This window comes from Peribacillus sp. Bi96 (genome assembly GCF_918698115.1).
Lineage (GTDB): Bacteria > Bacillota > Bacilli > Bacillales > DSM-1321 > Peribacillus.
On the sequence record NZ_CAKKLV010000022.1, the window covers coordinates 63,965 to 81,107 of the forward strand.

Sequence of the window (17,143 nt, forward strand, 5' to 3'; positions counted from 1 at the left end):
ATGACCAAAATATTAATTGTCGATGATGATGCCCATATTCGTGAACTTATACAACTTTTGTTAAGAAAAGAAGGATTTGATCTATATGTTGCCTCAGAAGGATTGCAAGCATTGAAATTAATGGAAAAAGCGAAAATCGATTTAGCAGTTATTGATATTATGATGCCTAACATGGATGGCTGGGAATTATGCAAAGAGTTACGGGAATTTAGTGATATCCCCATTTTAATGCTTACTGCAAAAGGAGAAACAAAACAGAAAGTAAAGGGGTTCGGCCTCGGCGCAGATGATTATCTTGTAAAACCATTCGAACCAATCGAATTGGTTCTTAGAATAAAAGCATTATTAAAACGATATAAAATCACTATTTCACAAACATTAAATATTGGCGAATTAAAGATGAATCGCAACAATCATGAAATGTCATTTAAAGAACAGGAATATACAATTCCACTAAAGGAATTTGAAGTGTTGTTTAAATTAGCAAGCTATCCTGGTAAAACTTTTTCCAGGGAAGATCTTATTGAAGACATTTGGGGCTACGACTATGAAGGGGATGAACGAACGGTGGATGTTCATATTAAAAGAGTGAGAGAACGTTTTCCAGAATCAGAATTCCCCTTTCGGATTAGAACAATTTGGGGATTGGGCTACCGTTTGGAGCTAACGAAATGAATGCCCCCCTTTTTAAACGAATACTTGGCTTTTTGACATACATTTCAGTTTGTTTTTCAGCTGGGTACTATATCATTCAGCTATTGCCTATAAGGCTATCCGATTATGTCCAGTATCTGACTACAATCATGACCAGCATCGCGATTATGATGCTCACAGGTTACCTGATCCATGCTTTCAACCACAATAAACGCGTCAACATCTACTTGGAAATCATTGATGCATTAAGGAAGATTGCCAATGGCGATTATAATGTCCAATTGGATTTTAAAATGGATAAAAGAAACGAAATGACGGATATCATTAACCACTTCAATCACATGGCTAATCAATTGAAACAAATGGAAGAAATGCGGCAGGAATTCATCTCCAATGTCTCACATGAAATACAGTCGCCCCTTACCTCCATTGTTGGATTTGCCCAAGCGCTTCAATTGAATAAGCTGACAATAGAAGAACGAAATCATTATCTCCATATAATTGAGACAGAGAGCAGGAGATTATCTAAATTAAGTGATAACCTTCTAAAGCTCACATCTCTTGAATCCGAGCATCATCCTTTTGAAAGGACAAGCTTCCGGCTCGACCAGCAAATACGAACTATTATTTTGGCTTGTGAACCGACTTGGTTGGAAAAGGAACTCGAAATGGATATATCTTTGGAAAAGATCTCAATTTTTGCAGACAAAGATTTAATGAGCCAAGTATGGACCAATATAATACACAATAGCATCAAATTCACCCATCATCATGGAAATATCACGATTCGGTTACAACAGATCGGTGATCAAGCATCGATAACGATAACCGATAATGGAATTGGCATTTCAGAGAAAGACCAATTTCACATCTTCGAACGATTCTATAAAGCAGACCTCTCCAGGGAACGCTCAAAAAGTGGGAGTGGCTTAGGGCTATCCATCGTGAAAAAGATTATCGATATGCATGATGGGACGATCTCCGTGAAAGGTGAACCCGAAAAGGGAACGACCTTCACCATCCTGCTTCCTATTACATGAAGGAATTTTTCTCCGTTTGTATATAGTGTAATGTTTGATTATGATTAGAAAAAACCTGTTGGACATCCAACAGGTTTTTAACAATCTATTTTATAAAAAAGGTTGCTCAATAATGCTGCTTTTATGAACAACAACACTACCCTTTGGTTAATCGCCACTGAAAAGCCAATCATGATAATGCTGTAAAAACTTATGTTTTTACTACTCTCCATAAGTGTACCAACAATTTTTTCAGCAGTAAGCCATTCGCCAGTTAGTAGATAATATTGAATCCTATCAAAAAACATAGTTATCATGTGAACTATAATACCCATTAAAATACTAAGAAGAATACTTATAAAGGTATTTACGAACAGTTGGACATAAAATATCTTGCTTATCACATGGAGCTTTAAAAAATTTGAATCGGTAGCTTTTCTCGTAAACAGCTGGTTCCTCATTACCAATTTCACTAACGCTGAAATTTGGTGTTTTCGCATAAAGCTTCACAAATTCAGCATCGTCAAATGATTGTCCAAATGGTCTTTTTCATATGAATCCCCCTTTAATAAATATCTTAAAGTAGTTGGGTTGTAATATTTTTATATCTCCATTTTACCAATAACCAAAAACACAATCTTAGAAAGACCAAGGGGTTTTGACCCCTGCTACGACAGTGTAGCCCATGTGGATGTTTTTGAATGTATCACTTACCTTTTCTCTGAAGACATGAAGCGGTTTCTTTGAGATATACTTCTATTTTCTCATCATTGGAATTTCAAGACTTTTTTGTATCAGGTGCAATAATATCTTATTTGTAAGTCCAATCGTGATAAAATCAAACAAATAGAGCTATTTAAACTTAGCTTATAACAGACTTCGTGAAAAAAGTCATTAGAATAAAGGGGAAAGATATGAATGGCAGAATTAATGGATTGGAAGAATGGTGCTCGCGGGCATAAATTTATAGCTTCTTTTAGCGGAGGAAAGGATAGTGTCTTAGCTCTTTATAAAGCAGTGAAGGTTGGGGAAGCGGTGGGACTGATTGTCATGCTGGAGGAAGAAGGGAAACGATCCAGATCTCATGGAATGCCTCCGGAACTCATACATGCCCAAGCTAAAGCCATAGGCTTGCCCGTATATACAGCAGCTGCCAGTTGGACAGATTATGAAAAAGCATTCATGCGCCTTTTAGAAGATGCTAAACATCAAGGAGCCGAAGTGTTAGTGACTGGAGACCTGGATATGCCTGAACATGGCTGTTGGAATGATAAGGTTACAAAGAATGCTGGATTAAAGCTTGGGATGCCTTTATGGGAAATGGATCATCGTGAAGCTGTAGAAGAGTTCATAAATCTAGGATTTAAAACGATGATTGTAACGGTGAATCTTTCACTTGGAATGCGTGAGGACGATTTAGGTCGAACGCTAACCCATGTATACGTGCAGGAGCTTGTAGCGCGGGGTATCGATCCTTGCGGAGAAGGCGGAGAATTCCATACTACAGTAATTGATGGGCCGCTCTTCAATACACCGATCCCTGTTCGTAAAGGTGAGATCATGAGGGATGGAGAATATGCCTTTTTACCTTTGGAGCTAGATGAGACGGCGGATAGGGAGATTGTATAAAGGATAAAATCACAAATAAAGAGACAACAGTTTTCACCCTGCGCATTATCCAAATACAATCTTTCATAAGCTCCACGGGCAGTACTTACATACAAGCAACCTCACCAAAAAACTTATGCAACATGGATAAAGCCCAAAAGCGTTATGTTTTGGGCTTTATCATTTCCACTTGAGCATACACTTAATTTTTCATTGGTTCATCTTTTTCAAACATATTTAGAAATAGAAACCTAAACAAAAGTAAACCGAATAATAATGAGTATAATACGTGGAATGCTACATAAATGAAGTTTTCAGTTAAGAAGCCATCATAAAAGTAGTATTTAATTGAAAGTATATCAGTACTGACTGAGAGCATAAAGGCACCTAATAATTCAATTCTAGTTTTTGATTCTTTTAAAGAGAATTCGACTTTATGAATATTAAATATCTTTTTAAAATCAGAACCGGTTTTTGTACCTTTATAAAGCCCTACTAATCCGGCAACAAGTATATAGGGGATAATTGACTCTATTTTAAAAATACACACAAAAACATTAAATATGACAAGTCCAAAAATTATAATATATTTCATTTTGCTCCCTAGATATTTAAAGATTTTCTACAAGTTCTGCCAGATAACGGATTTAAATTTGCCCAAACCGCATTTTCTTGAGCGCTATTAATAATCACTGCTTCTGTTCATTCATTTTAATACCTGAATGAAATATATTATTAGGAAAATAACATACATCAAAAATAACAAAATAATGTATCTATCAAAGAACTTAACTTTTTCACTTTGAAAATGATTATTTTTTCTTACTTTTATAAATAAGTAAGTTGATATAGATAGAAAAAGTATTAAACCAGTTATGGTGGTAATTGGAGACACCATTACTTTAAAATAAGTTTCAGTAACCTTTTCCGGGAAATGCATGATGATCCTCATTATTTCATTCACTACAAAATGATAAAAGATAGCCGGTACGATACTTCCAGTATAGATGGTTAATAGTGCAAAAGAGATACCCATTACAAATGCAAAAACCAAGTTTCCCACCGTCATATGATAAATGCTAAAAATAAGTGCACTTAAAATTATGGCCGACTTTATGTTCATTCTCTGATATTGTTTTAATAATATACCCCTAAAAAGAATCTCTTCACTAATCGCCACTGAAAAGCCAATCATCATAATGCTGTAAAAACTTATGTTTTCATTACTCTCCATAAGTGTACTAACAATTTTTTCAGCAGTAAGCCATTCCCCAGTTAGTAGATAATATTGAATCCTACCAAAAAACATAGTTATCATGTGAACGGTAATACCCATTAAAATACCAAGAAGAATATATTTTATATGTACCTTTTTTAGCCTAATGCTAGATAAGGTTACTTTTTTCTTTTTTAAGAAAAGAATAAGCACATAGATAATAACCAGTTTACTTAAAAAGAAAAATAATTGTTTGCTTATTTGCAAAGAAAGTTCTTGTAATATAAGTTGTGTAAAAGGAAAAATAATCATAATTAGTATCGTTATATATAATATAAAGCGATGAGTTTGCTTAATATCAGTATCCATTTTTACCCCTTTGTAAAAGAAAGTTCTAAAAAAACCCTTAGAATAAGGGTTTCATTTGTACTATTGTCAACTTATTTTGTTGCTACTTTTTTATATTTAATGTAGGTTGTATTTCTTTGTTCTGTTTTTATCAAATTGCCAGTTGGACTATATGTCTTTAGTGTTCCAGTCAATTTCCATGTTTCTTTATATTGGTCCCATTTTTTCGTTGCCGAATGTACCTTTTCTCCACCACCAGACAGAACTACTATACCACCTATTTCTACCCTAAAGGTAAGGTTAAGACTCCATGTTGTAGTATCAGTCACTTTTTTGTGAAAGATTCTTGATTGTCGTTTATCTGTTGCTGTTTTCCAAGTATATCGATTACAAGTAGCACACACTGGAGATATACCAATTCTATTATTAGTTATTTCTCCTGTTTTTTCATCTATACGTATAGGTATTTCTTGACCTAAAAGTACATCAGTGCCTGAAAGATTTGTATATTCTGTAGGAAACTCACCTGATTGGCCTTCCTCTTTTAAATCAACTTCTTTAGTTGGAGAACTTGCAAAGGTTAATGTCGGATTAAATCCAAACAAAAATACAGGAATTATTAATATAAAAAGATATAGTAACTTCTTCATTTCTTCACCTCATCTAATATTTCTCGTTAAATACCCACTGTTAATTTTTATGAAGAAGTGTATAATTCAGTAATTATTTTGGCATAATATTAATTTTTTAAATAATTTTCAATTAATTAATCTCACGTCATATCTTTTTTTACTAGATCAAAATCCTTTAATAGTTTCGAACAGTTACTCTTTAGTATTCTTTTAAATGTTTTTCTACCACATTTTTTTGTTTGAGCTTATATATCGCATAAAGCTTCATAAATTCAGCATCGTCAAAACTTATTTCTTCGCCAACTGCATAGTAATCAGATATTTCTGATATTTTTTTTGAAAATTTTCCTTTTTTTTAAATCCTTTTAATGACTTTCAGCTGAAGAATATCCTCGTGAAATACATACTAATATAACTAATAAGGCAATGATTGCCCAAATGGCCTTTTCATAAGAAACCCCCTTTAATATCTTAAAGTAGTTTGGTTGTAATATTTTTATATCTCCATTTTAACAAAACAAAAAAAACAAGGAGTTCCAAATTTGGAACTCCTTGTTTTTTTTTTGAACTTTAAACTATTTATGTATCGCATAAGGGAGAGTTTCACCCCCTTATTTTATAGAGCTAGATCAGACTGCAGATATGGAGATCTTATAACCTCAGAACCACATCGTTTCACTTCTTATATGAACAGAACCTTGAATAATGGACACTTTAATAGAGGTTCAGCTCACCCTTAATAAACCCGATTTTTTTATTTCCGCCAAAAAGTTGAACAGTCTGCCTTATCAAAAATATTAAACTCGATCATTCTCTCAAGTAATGAGTAATCAACCGGACGATCCCACTTGATACGCACCAACTGCTTGGTGTGATCATAGCCAGCCTGCACAATTTCATCAGAAAAATGGTTAATCCCTGCTATTTCAGGGGCAACAGCCAAATGATGTTTGGCTACGCTAAAGCCAATAATATATGTGCCATGATCGGTAAACATAGGCTGATTCCAAGCAATTTTTGGCATTAAGCTTGGAAATTTCTTAGTTACCCAAGCCAAAACTTCTTCCGTTCGGTCCCGATGTTGCGGGTTATCAATCTTCGCTAAAAATTCTGCAAAAACTTCCATGTCATTCTCTCCTTAAATTAAAAATTATTTTTGAATTCCCTCATCCGTATCGTCAATATGTATTAAACCGCCATTTTCCACATCATCTAAATTTAATGCCTTATGGATTTCTTTCATCAATCCACCATAAGAAATCAATCGTTTGTAAGTCAGCGCCCTTTGTTCAGCCATAGTTTTATTACTTCTTCAATTTCGACAAAGTCCGCAGACTCTTTTTTAGGTTTAACTTTTCTATATGCACAATCGGTTAGATGCTCTCGTTCTTTTGACATAAAAAAACACCCCGCTAGATAATCATATCTAACGGGGTGATACGGTGCAACTTTTTTAAAACAGTTAATCTTTTTTCAAAACGGTCAAACTTTACTTCAAATCTACAAAACATACGTTGCATTCATTCCAGCTTACTCAACCGTTACGCTTTTCGCAAGGTTACGTGGTTTATCCACGTCACATTCGCGGTGTAAGGCAGCGTAATATGCAATGAGCTGCATCGGGATAACAGAGATAAGGGGTGTTAATAGTTCATTCACTTCCGGGATGATAAAACGATCATCTTCTTCTTCAAGCCCCTTCATGGAAATGATGCAAGGGTTGGCTCCGCGGGCAACGACTTCTTTGACATTACCACGGATGCTTAGGTTGACGCCTGCCTGTGTAGCAAGGGCTATGACAGGTGTACCATCTTCGATCAAGGCAATCGTTCCGTGTTTAAGCTCACCGCCAGCAAAGCCTTCTGCCTGGATATATGAAATTTCCTTCAGCTTAAGCGCCCCTTCTAGAACAACATAGTAATCTAGGGACCTTCCGATGAAGAAACAGTTTCTTGTCACAGACAAATATTCTTGGGCAATGGCTTCCATCTCTTCTTTCGAATCACATAGGGCTTCCATTGCAGTCGCGACGATTCCAAGCTCTTTTACAAGGTCGAAATCAAACTCCAGTTTACGGAATTGGCCAGTTACATTTGCCAATATGGCCAACACTGCCACTTGCGCGGTGTAAGCTTTTGTTGAGGCAACAGCAATTTCAGGTCCTGCATGCAGCAAGAGTGTATAATCCGCTTCACGTGAAAGTGTAGAGCCAGGTACGTTAGTGATGGTCAACGCTTTATGACCAAGAGCCTTGATCGACACTAATACGGCTCGGCTATCTGCCGTTTCCCCACTTTGTGAAATGAAGATGAATAGCGGTTTTTTCGATAATATCGGCATATTGTAAGTGAATTCCGATGCCACATGGACTTCAACCGGAATTTCCGTCATTTTTTCGATGAATTGCTTACCGATCAACCCTGCATGATAGCTGGTTCCGCAAGCGATGATATAAATACGGTCAGCCTCACTTACGGCTTCTGTAATGCTATAATCGATTGCAAGGTTACCTTCTTCATTCTGGTAAGCTTGAATGATTTTACGAATGACAGCTGGCTGCTCGTCAACTTCTTTCAGCATATAGTGAGGATACGTACCTTTTTCAATATCACTTGCATCCAGTTCAGCAGTGAATGGAGCACGGAAAACTTCTTCGTTGGAAAGATTCTTGATCGTTACCTTTTCATTTGTCACAATGACCATTTCTTTATCCATCAGTTCAAGGAACTGATCTGTGACTTGCAACATGGCCATTGCGTCTGAAGCGACAACGTTAAAGTCATTTCCCACACCGATTAACAGCGGGCTTTTATTTTTTGCGACAAAAATGGTTTCATCATTTTCAGCATCCAAAAGGGCAATGGCATATGAGCCTTCTAAAAGAGTGAGAGTTTGACGGAATGCCTCTTCCACTTCCATACCACCGTTTACGAACTTCTCAATGAGTTGAACGATGACTTCTGTATCCGTTTCACTTTTAAAGGCAACATCCTTCAAATATTCACGTTTTAGAATCGCATAGTTTTCAATGACCCCATTATGAACTAAAGTCAAGCGACCTGAATTACTTTGGTGAGGATGGGCATTATCACGGCTTGGCACACCATGAGTGGCCCAGCGTGTATGTCCTATTCCAGTATGTGCAATAGTATTTTCATCCACGGCCCCACGCAAGTCCGCAATTCGTCCCTTTTCCTTAAAGATTGTCACGCCTGCATCATTTTTTACGGCAATCCCTGAAGAGTCGTAACCGCGATATTCAAGTTTTTCAAGACCTTTTAATAAAATTTCCTTCGCGTCATTAAGTCCAATATATCCAACAATTCCACACATAATTTCTGCTCCTCCAACCGATTCGAGGGAACAGGAATGCACGGGGGCATCCCTGCCCCCTCATCTCTGATATATATTTTTATAAAGGAAATGCCCTAAAGCACTTTTTCCCATTGTGCATTTCCAATCCTTTGTGCAGTAAGTTGCCCTACTGTTTTAAAATTGGAATTACTGCGGCTGTGCACTTCAGCCGGGAGGTATCCGCCGAACATTCGATAAACCTCCTCCTCGTCAACTAAGCCTTTCTCGACCAGACTTAGTTCAGGCGCTTTTGTAAAACATTTCTTCTTGCCTACCCTCCTTTTCAAACAACCATTTTATAGAAAATGAGATGTAAATCAGGATAATCATACCTTAAATAAGGGACATAGGTCAATTCTTTATTACCGTGACCAAGGAAAAAGAACTTCTTTATAAAAATATGCATAAAAGGAATATTGGTTCCTTTTATGCATATGATTGGTTATTCGCTTATTCCCATTTCCGCTCTTACCACAGAGACGATGCGATCAACATAATTTGTGCATTCTTCAGTAGTCGGTGCTTCAGCCATAACACGGACTAGCGGTTCAGTACCGGATGGTCTCACCAAGATACGACCGTTTCCGGCCATTTCCCCTTCTACTTCCCTAATGACTTCCTGTACCTTTTCATTATCAGTTACAGCATGTTTATCGGTTACTCTGACATTGATAAGTGTTTGTGGATATTTCTTCATCTCACCAGCGAGCTCCGATAAGGTCTTTTGTGTATCACTCATGATGTTTACAAGCTGTAAACCCGTCAATAAGCCATCTCCTGTCGTGTTATAGTCCAGGAAGATAATATGTCCGGATTGCTCGCCGCCAAGGTTATAGCCGCCTTTTCGCATCTCTTCTACCACATAGCGATCCCCCACTGCCGTTTGGGCGCTTTGTATGCCATGCTCTTCAAGACCTTTATAAAAACCTAGGTTACTCATGATTGTGGAAACCACTGTTCCCTGTTTCAGACGATTATTTTCTTTCAAGTATTTCGCACAGATATACATGATTTGGTCGCCGTCCACAATATTTCCCTTTTCATCTATGGCAATGACGCGGTCCCCGTCGCCATCGAAAGCAAGTCCGACATCCGCACCTTTTTCTTTTAAGAATTCAGCCAGTGCCTCAGGATGAGTGGAACCTACCTTATCATTAATGTTCAATCCATTTGGCGATGCCCCCATTGTAGAGATGTCTGCATCCAGATCAGCAAATAAATGCATGGCTAAAGATGATGTTGCTCCATGTGCACAATCAAGCGCAACATGGATGCCTGTAAATTCTTCATCCACTGATTGCTTCAAGTACTGGAGGTACTTTTGACCACCTTCGAAATAGTCGTTCAAATGACCTAAATCTCCGCCAACGGGACGTGGAAGTTCATCCTTTTCCAAATCTAACAGTGTTTCAATTTCCGCTTCTTGATCATCGGAGAGCTTAAATCCATCTGGGCCGAAGAATTTAATGCCATTATCCGCTACCGGATTATGCGAAGCGGAAATCATGACACCCGCTTCAGCACTAAGGGCCTTTGTTAAATAGGCAACTCCTGGTGTCGAAATGACACCAAGGCGCATAACTTCAGCCCCAATGGATAATAGACCAGCTACAAGTGCACCTTCCAGCATTTCACCTGAAATACGTGTATCGCGCCCTATCAGCACTTTGGGTTTTTCTGTATCTTTAGTAAGAACGTAACCACCAAAACGGCCTAGTTTAAATGCCAACTCCGGTGTTAATTCGCTATTCGCAATACCCCTTACTCCGTCTGTTCCAAAATATTTGCCCATCTTTATCGCTCCTTCTTCTAATCGTTACTGAATTAAATGATGTTAAAGGAAGGTCATGTCGCTTCGTCTTTTTGAGTAATGGAGACCTTAATCGTTTTAGAATCCAGTTCCCAATTCACTCCCGCAGGCGCTTTTACCACCAGTTCTACATCATGTGTACCTTCATCTAAATTACTCACATCTACTGTAAGATTAATGTCGTCTTTAGTTATTTTCTTCAAATCATCCGCCTCACCAAGCAAAGTAATGCTTGTTACATCGGTTTCCAATTCGGCATCTTGGTCTGCTTGTATGCCCACAGGCTCTATATTCATATTATTGAATGTCTTAGACTCAATGGCAGCGGGTTCATCTTTTTCGACTACTTTTTCTTGTTCTTCTTGTTCATCTTGTTCTTTTACTTGTTCTTTCTCTTCTTCGACTGGTTCTGCATTCTCTTCATCTACGTCCACTTTTTCCGTACGAATTTTGACCTTTGCCTTACCCAAGGACATTTTTTGTACACTATCCGGTTTAGTAAGATCGAGTTCCAATTCCGTATCACCATCAATTTTGGAGATATTTACAGGTAAATCTATTTCACTTATATTTTCCAGGCTCGTTTCTGACCCAAATAAGGTGACCTCTTTAGGATCGACACTTAAACTCTTGATCCTAATGCCATCCTTTGCCTTCCCGGTTTGCTTTGGTGCTATGGAAACCGTCTTTGAAGGTATGCTCACTTTTAAAGAAACGGCTACCGAAGCAGGCTCGATCGTCACATCCAACTTATTCAAGTCCCGGTCAAGAGCTTTAACGGTTGCCTTCCCATTCACCGTTTCATCAAGTCCCTTACTTATTTCAAGGTTTGCCTTTACATAGGAAATTTGTTCAATCGCGTCTTTGGCGCCTGTTATTTTAACAGTTTGAGGGCTCACGGTTGGCTGTCCAGCGGTATATCCCTCTTCAAGTAATGAGTGATTATACTCTGCTTCAACGGAGAACTCCTTCGTCACTCGTTCCTGAACATTGACTTCTGCATATTCCGGATCGATTGTCGCCACTAACTTTTCATTCAACTGACTTATTTTAAATGTGACAGTTCTATCCCCCATTGAGATTTCAGGATCCGATAGGTCTACATAAACTTTGAAATCCCTTTGGTTTTTTGCATTTATCAATAGACTTTTTGCTCCCTTTAGAGTAACATCCACCGTTTCCGGCACACCGCTCACCACCAGATTTTCACGGTCATAGTACACTTCAACAGGTACATTTTCTATGGTCTCCGTACTGATTTCAGGGGCTGTCGATAAACCAAGGGATTTTTTATCCGACTCCATCTCAAAGTTAATGGAAATGAACAAAAGTGCTGCCAAGGCAAAGGCTACGATTCTCATAAACCAAGCACTATTAGTGAATTTATCCATTCTTTTTCCCCCTCCAATTCCAGATGCCTGAGGAAGTTGATTTGATGTTTTCCACTACCAGCTCACTTGTAAGCATGGCCCTGAAAGATTCTTGGTTCAAATCCCGGTAGAGTTCCCCGTTTTTAGTAACGGATATCCCTCCCGTTTCTTCTGAAACAACAATCGTAAGACTATCCGTCACTTCACTCATGCCAATGGCAGCCCTATGCCGGGTACCAAGTTCTTTTGATATGAATGGACTTTCCGATAATGGTAAGTAGCAAGCTGCAGCTGCCACCTGGTTATTCTGCAAAATAACCGCGCCATCATGGAGTGGCGTATTAGGTATAAAGATATTGATGAGCAGTTCTGAAGAAATATAGGACTTTAGAGGAATCCCCGTTTCCACATAATCCCCCAGCTCTGTTCCTTTTTCTATCGTAATCAAGGCTCCGATCCGCCTTTTCGCCATATACGTGGACGCCTTCAGGATTTCTTCAACTAAGCGTTCTTGCTGATTCTCTTCTGGAACGGTGCCCCTTGCAAAGAGCTTCCCGCGTCCTAATTGTTCTAGTGCCCTTCTCAGTTCAGGTTGAAAAATTACAAGAATTGCCAGTACTCCCCAATTCATGACTTGTGCCATTAACCATCCAAGTGTATTGAAACCAAACAGGTTGCTTAAGCTTTTTACAATTACAATTACAAAAATTCCTTTTAGCAGCTGAATAGCCTTCGTGCCTCGAATAATAGTTAACAATTTATATATCACAAACCAAACAAGGAGAATATCAATGAAATTTATTACATAGTCCCAAACATTCAAATTGGATAAAGACATGTTGTTTCCTCCAGTCAGTATTACTCCAAATAACAATTACAATCGTTATGTAATAACTTTAATAGTATACCATTTTTTAAATGATACATCTAAAACTAGTGTGAGAAATTTGCATGTTAAGAACGAATAATGGAAAATGAATCCCTTTTCATTAAAAAATAAAGCTGAGCGAAGTCACCGTATATGAAAAACGATGTCCTCTTCTCAGCTTCTACACTCCTATTCCTTTTCTTCCTCTTTAGAAGGAACCAACGACGTTGCAGTATCCTTTACTTTATACCACACCCACTCAAAAGCTTGGTCAATGACACGGATGCTTCCTGTCACATTCCCTGCCTTGGACATATATTTATGTCCATTTATGACTGTCACATCTCCCTCTACTTCACCATCTATTTGAATGTTACCATTTTGAACTACCACATTTCCCTCGATTTTCTCACCTGCAGGCACAATAACCGTTTCACCTTCTACTACTAAATTGGGCTGTTTGGAAACTGAAAAATGTTCGTCCTGATTATAAGTGGAAAAAACAGAACCTGTCATCAATATAATGAACATGGCTGCCGCTGTCATGAAGGGATGGCTTTTAAACCAACGTTTGGCGCCCGTTGTTTTCGTTTCCTTTGGCAATTGAGCCATTACCTTTGCTGTAAAGTCATCCGGCGCCTTAATATGGGAAGTACTCTGTACAAGAGCGACCGCCTTTTTCATTTCATGAAAGTAATTCCGGCATTCAGCACACGTATGCAAGTGCTCCCGTAAAACTTCTTTATGCTCCGGTTTGATGTCCTCATCTAAATAATCATGCATATATTCAATGATTTCCTCATGGCAGTTCATTTTTCTCACCTTCTTTTTATAAATGGCGTAGTTGTTTACGCAAGGCTTCCCGACCACGATGTATTCTCGTCTTAACCGTACCGACTGGCAAATCGAGTATTTCGCTGATTTCCTTTAAAGATAACTCTTCAATATACTTCAATACGATTACCGATCGGTATTTCTCGGGCAATTTCATTATCTCCGCCTGAATGGTTTCCTGTAATTCTAAAGATTCAACCTCTTCCTCGGGCTTCGCCATATCCGATGCAATTTGGGAATACATATTCAATCCGTCTGTTCCAGCAACATCTGCATCTAGGTAGTAATCTGGTTTTTTCTTGCGAAGACGGTCAATACAAAGGTTAGTGGCAATCCGATATAACCATGTGGAAAATTTCATTTGTATATTGAAACTGCGGATATTCACGAAGGCTCTTACAAAGGCCTCCTGTGCCAAATCTTCTGCTTCTTGCCTGTTTCCGAGCATCCTGAAACATATCTGGAAAACTTTGTCCTTGTAAATTTCGACAATTTCCCCAAATGCATTATGGTCTCCCTTTAATACTTGATTAATTCTCTCTTTAATGAGTGCATCCATTTTCCGGTATTACCCCCGCTCATGCGGCTATACGATTATTACGAATCGCAAGCTGAAAGGTTTCAAAAATTTAATACATTAATTTTAACAAAGTTTTACATTTTATGTTTAAGAAAAAAAAAACAGGGTTATATAGTAAGAAATTGTAAATATGAGGGAGTGAATCTCTATATGAAAGCAGAACAAATTTTAGACCATATTGAGCAATACAGACAGAAAATGATGATATTGGCCTCCCGTTCTTCGATGGTTGATACTGAAGTTGTTGAAGTAAGCAGCAAGCTGGATATCTTAATCAATCAATACCTACATTTGACAAGAAGTGAAAGTCTCACGGACCGACGTGCTCTTAAGTGAATATGGTTATGCAATTGCAACCATCTATATACAGTTATGCTTATGATACTTACACCCTGGACAATAAACCTACGTCTTCTAGCATATAAAAAACAGTAACCCATTACAAGCCGGTTACTGTTTCTTTTATTTTAACAGTTATAATAACTTTTCTCCAAATAGCGATCCCATGAGTGCCACGGCAACGATCGCCGTTTTATTTCGCTCATCTAAAATGGGATTCACTTCAACGAATTCAGCTGACGTAATCAAGTTGGATTCCGCAAGCATTTCCATGGCCAAATGGCTTTCCCGATAACTTATACCACCATTCACCGGTGTTCCTACTCCAGGTGCATCTGACGGATCTACCCCATCCAGATCCAATGAAAGGTGGACACCGTCCGTTCTTTCTCTTAAATAACCTATACATTCTTCCATGACCCTTGTCATACCCATGCGGTCGATTTCATGCATCGTAAATACTTTAATCCCTTTATCACGTATAAGTTCTTTTTCCCCTTCATCCAATGACCTTGCACCAATTATTACGATATTTTCCGGTTTCACTTTTGGAGCGGAACCATGGATATTAATTAGGTCCGGATGTCCCAGCCCAATACTGACAGCAAGCGGCATTCCATGTATATTTCCTGATGGAGAAGTTTCTTCCGTATTTAAATCACCGTGTGCGTCGTACCAAATCACACCTATATTATCATAGTGTTTTGCGACGCCGGCTAATGTTCCTATAGCTATTGAATGGTCTCCCCCTAGTACAAGAGGAAAAGAACCGCCTTCTATTATTTCATCTACTCTTGCAGCTAACTGAGTGTTACCCTTTGCAACAAGAGATAAGTTTTTTAAATTTGTTCCAGGTTTATTTGCATTTCCAGGACGTCCTACAACAATATCGCCTAGATCTTCTACTTCTATATTTAATTGCTGAAGACGCTCGATAACCCCTGCGTAACGAATGGCACTAGGCCCCATATCCACCCCACGCCTTGCTTGACCAAGGTCCATAGGCAACCCTATGACAGAAATTTTCTGAATAGACATACAACTCCCCCTTTCCACTATTTTATATCGTATATCAAGGTGGTTCAACTGGACATTTCCATGAATAAAGATGCAGTCACTTTTCTCATATCTTAATGTTTTATCGGATTTTTTTAAAAGGCTTATTATCTATCGTGAATGGTCACTCCTGAAATTAAATAAAAAAAAAGTCTTAAACCATTTTGGCTTAAGACGTAAGTTTTGGTGTATGTAGTTGATGGTGGAGCCTAGCGGGATCGAACCGCTGACCTCCTGCGTGCAAGGCAGGCGCTCTCCCAGCTGAGCTAAGGCCCCTAAGGAATGTAAACTATAATAAGCGGAAGACGGGATTCGAACCCGCGACCCCAACCTTGGCAAGGTTGTATTCTACCACTGAACTACTTCCGCAAATGGCTGGGCTAGAAGGGATCGAACCTTCGCATGACGGAATCAAAATCCGTTGCCTTACCGCTTGGCTATAGCCCAATAATATGATATGTATCATTAATATTCAACAAAATAAAAAGTGGTAATCATATATTTCCCTAATATAGAGAATATATAACTGATCCACAGGATTTTCATTAAAATGGTGGAGGGGGGCAGATTCGAACTGCCGAACCCAAAGGAGCGGATTTACAGTCCGCCGCGTTTAGCCACTTCGCTACCCCTCCGCAATATATGGTTGTAAATGGTGCCGGCAAGAGGACTTGAACCCCCAACCTACTGATTACAAGTCAGTTGCTCTACCAGTTGAGCTACACCGGCAAATAATGAATATAATGGTGGAGGATGACGGGATCGAACCGCCGACCCTCTGCTTGTAAGGCAGATGCTCTCCCAGCTGAGCTAATCCTCCATATTAATGAGTTGAAAATGGTGACCCGTACGGGATTCGAACCCGTGTTACCGCCGTGAAAGGGCGGTGTCTTAACCGCTTGACCAACGGGCCGGACTTTTGTGTTCATAGATAGATTGGGAAGCTCCCAAGCGGATTCGAACCGCTGACCTCTTCCTTACCATGGAAGTGCTCTACCTACTGAGCTATGGAAGCATATGGCTCCGCAGGTAGGACTCGAACCTACGACCGTTCGGTTAACAGCCGAATGCTCTACCACTGAGCTACTGCGGAATAATATTATGTTTCCTTAAACCCATTTAAAGATTTAAATGAATAGCCTGGCAACGTCCTACTCTCACAGGGGGAAACCCCCAACTACCATCGGCGCTGAAGAACTTAACTTCCGTGTTCGGAATGGGAACGGGTGTGACCTCTTCGCCATCATTGCCAGACTATATTCATTTTTGAAGAATTTTCATTCCTTCAAAACTAGATAATAAGAAGGTATTTCATTTTTCAAAAAGCGTTGGTTAAGTCCTCGATCTATTAGTATCAGTCAGCTCCACATGTCGCCACGCTTCCACCTCTGACCTATCAACCTGATCATCTTTCAGGGATCTTACTAGCTTGCGCCATGGGAAATCTCATCTTGA

17 protein-coding genes, 9 tRNA genes and 2 rRNA genes are annotated in these 17,143 nt (G+C 38.8%); 4 read left to right on the plus strand and 24 right to left on the minus strand.

The genetic code is table 11. The features are described from left to right. The 3 genes from LQ203_RS21620 to LQ203_RS21630 all read left to right on the plus strand — a co-directional run bounded on the left by LQ203_RS21620 (position 1) and on the right by LQ203_RS21630 (position 3,302). Positions 1-675, plus strand: coding sequence for a response regulator transcription factor (locus LQ203_RS21620; RefSeq protein WP_230161247.1), 675 nt, complete (start codon positions 1-3; stop codon positions 673-675). Continuing rightward, positions 672-1,694, plus strand: coding sequence for a HAMP domain-containing sensor histidine kinase (locus LQ203_RS21625; protein ID WP_230161249.1), 1,023 nt, complete (start codon positions 672-674; stop codon positions 1,692-1,694). The genes LQ203_RS21620 and LQ203_RS21625 overlap by 4 nt, the downstream gene beginning before the upstream one ends. 897 nt (positions 1,695-2,591) lie before the next feature. Further along, positions 2,592-3,302 (plus strand): diphthine--ammonia ligase, encoded by a 711-nt coding sequence (locus tag LQ203_RS21630; RefSeq protein ID WP_230161251.1) that lies wholly within the window; start codon positions 2,592-2,594, stop codon positions 3,300-3,302. Between the two features lie 181 nt (positions 3,303-3,483). Here the strand turns inward: LQ203_RS21630 and LQ203_RS21635 are convergent, their stop codons facing one another. The 12 genes from LQ203_RS21635 to sigW form a co-directional block, all read right to left on the minus strand. Next, entirely contained in the window at positions 3,484-3,876 is a 393-nt protein-coding gene (locus tag LQ203_RS21635; RefSeq protein ID WP_230161253.1) for a hypothetical protein, read from the minus strand. A 111-nt stretch (positions 3,877-3,987) separates the two neighbouring features. After that, the gene (locus LQ203_RS21640; protein WP_230161254.1) at positions 3,988-4,866 is read right to left on the minus strand and encodes a type II CAAX endopeptidase family protein; all 879 of its coding nucleotides are present in this window, start codon (positions 4,864-4,866) and stop codon (positions 3,988-3,990) included. A gap of 71 nt (positions 4,867-4,937) precedes the next feature. Then, the gene (locus tag LQ203_RS21645; RefSeq protein WP_230161256.1) at positions 4,938-5,495 is read right to left on the minus strand and encodes a hypothetical protein; all 558 of its coding nucleotides are present in this window, start codon (positions 5,493-5,495) and stop codon (positions 4,938-4,940) included. Between the two features lie 736 nt (positions 5,496-6,231). Further along, complete coding sequence (locus LQ203_RS21650) at positions 6,232-6,603, minus strand: iron chaperone (protein WP_230161258.1); 372 nt, start codon at positions 6,601-6,603, stop codon at positions 6,232-6,234. Positions 6,604-6,627: 24 nt separating this feature from the next. Further along, on the minus strand, positions 6,628-6,774 hold the full coding sequence (locus LQ203_RS21655; RefSeq protein WP_230161260.1) for a hypothetical protein: 147 nt from the start codon (positions 6,772-6,774) through the stop codon (positions 6,628-6,630). Then, positions 6,753-6,875: a hypothetical protein gene (locus LQ203_RS27575; RefSeq protein ID WP_290370629.1), complete on the minus strand. Its 123-nt coding sequence runs from the start codon at positions 6,873-6,875 to the stop codon at positions 6,753-6,755. The genes LQ203_RS21655 and LQ203_RS27575 overlap by 22 nt, the downstream gene beginning before the upstream one ends. Before the next feature lie 132 nt (positions 6,876-7,007). Beyond that, positions 7,008-8,810, minus strand: a complete 1,803-nt coding sequence (glmS, locus tag LQ203_RS21660; protein ID WP_230161262.1) for a glutamine--fructose-6-phosphate transaminase (isomerizing) — start codon at positions 8,808-8,810, stop codon at positions 7,008-7,010. Between the two features lie 463 nt (positions 8,811-9,273). Further along, the gene (glmM, locus tag LQ203_RS21665) at positions 9,274-10,623 is read right to left on the minus strand and encodes a phosphoglucosamine mutase (RefSeq protein WP_230161264.1); all 1,350 of its coding nucleotides are present in this window, start codon (positions 10,621-10,623) and stop codon (positions 9,274-9,276) included. A gap of 53 nt (positions 10,624-10,676) precedes the next feature. Further along, the gene (locus tag LQ203_RS21670; protein WP_230161266.1) at positions 10,677-12,032 is read right to left on the minus strand and encodes a CdaR family protein; all 1,356 of its coding nucleotides are present in this window, start codon (positions 12,030-12,032) and stop codon (positions 10,677-10,679) included. Beyond that, positions 12,025-12,849, minus strand: coding sequence for a diadenylate cyclase CdaA (cdaA, locus tag LQ203_RS21675; RefSeq protein ID WP_230161268.1), 825 nt, complete (start codon positions 12,847-12,849; stop codon positions 12,025-12,027). Before cdaA ends, LQ203_RS21670 begins: the two co-directional genes overlap by 8 nt. 219 nt (positions 12,850-13,068) lie before the next feature. Then, the gene (locus LQ203_RS21680; protein WP_230161270.1) at positions 13,069-13,692 is read right to left on the minus strand and encodes an anti-sigma factor; all 624 of its coding nucleotides are present in this window, start codon (positions 13,690-13,692) and stop codon (positions 13,069-13,071) included. 16 nt (positions 13,693-13,708) lie between these two features. Continuing rightward, positions 13,709-14,272 carry an RNA polymerase sigma factor SigW gene (sigW, locus tag LQ203_RS21685; RefSeq protein ID WP_230161272.1) on the minus strand — a complete coding sequence of 188 codons (564 nt, stop codon included), beginning with the start codon at positions 14,270-14,272 and terminating at the stop codon, positions 13,709-13,711. Positions 14,273-14,443: 171 nt separating this feature from the next. Between sigW and LQ203_RS21690 the strand changes: the two genes are divergently transcribed. Then, positions 14,444-14,629: an aspartyl-phosphate phosphatase Spo0E family protein gene (locus LQ203_RS21690; RefSeq protein ID WP_230161274.1), complete on the plus strand. Its 186-nt coding sequence runs from the start codon at positions 14,444-14,446 to the stop codon at positions 14,627-14,629. Between the two features lie 138 nt (positions 14,630-14,767). Here LQ203_RS21690 and rocF read toward each other — a convergent pair whose 3' ends face one another. The 12 genes from rocF to LQ203_RS21750 form a co-directional block, all read right to left on the minus strand. Beyond that, a complete protein-coding gene (rocF, locus tag LQ203_RS21695) occupies positions 14,768-15,670 on the minus strand; it encodes an arginase (RefSeq protein ID WP_230161276.1) in 903 nt (300 codons plus the stop codon). A 218-nt stretch (positions 15,671-15,888) separates the two neighbouring features. Next, positions 15,889-15,964, minus strand: a tRNA-Ala gene (locus LQ203_RS21700). A 21-nt stretch (positions 15,965-15,985) separates the two neighbouring features. Beyond that, positions 15,986-16,057, minus strand: a tRNA-Gly gene (locus LQ203_RS21705). Between the two features lie 3 nt (positions 16,058-16,060). Continuing rightward, positions 16,061-16,135: transfer RNA gene (locus LQ203_RS21710), tRNA-Gln, on the minus strand. Positions 16,136-16,239: 104 nt separating this feature from the next. Beyond that, positions 16,240-16,323 (minus strand) — tRNA-Tyr (locus tag LQ203_RS21715). 18 nt (positions 16,324-16,341) lie between these two features. After that, positions 16,342-16,417, minus strand: a tRNA-Thr gene (locus LQ203_RS21720). A 15-nt stretch (positions 16,418-16,432) separates the two neighbouring features. Continuing rightward, positions 16,433-16,508 (minus strand) — tRNA-Val (locus LQ203_RS21725). Between the two features lie 18 nt (positions 16,509-16,526). After that, a tRNA-Glu gene (locus tag LQ203_RS21730) sits at positions 16,527-16,601 on the minus strand. A 29-nt stretch (positions 16,602-16,630) separates the two neighbouring features. Then, positions 16,631-16,703 (minus strand) — tRNA-Thr (locus tag LQ203_RS21735). A gap of 3 nt (positions 16,704-16,706) precedes the next feature. Continuing rightward, positions 16,707-16,781: transfer RNA gene (locus LQ203_RS21740), tRNA-Asn, on the minus strand. 45 nt (positions 16,782-16,826) lie between these two features. Further along, positions 16,827-16,942 (minus strand): 5S ribosomal RNA (gene rrf, locus LQ203_RS21745). Between the two features lie 74 nt (positions 16,943-17,016). Next, a 23S ribosomal RNA gene (locus LQ203_RS21750) occupies positions 17,017-17,143 on the minus strand; the annotation flags it as partial.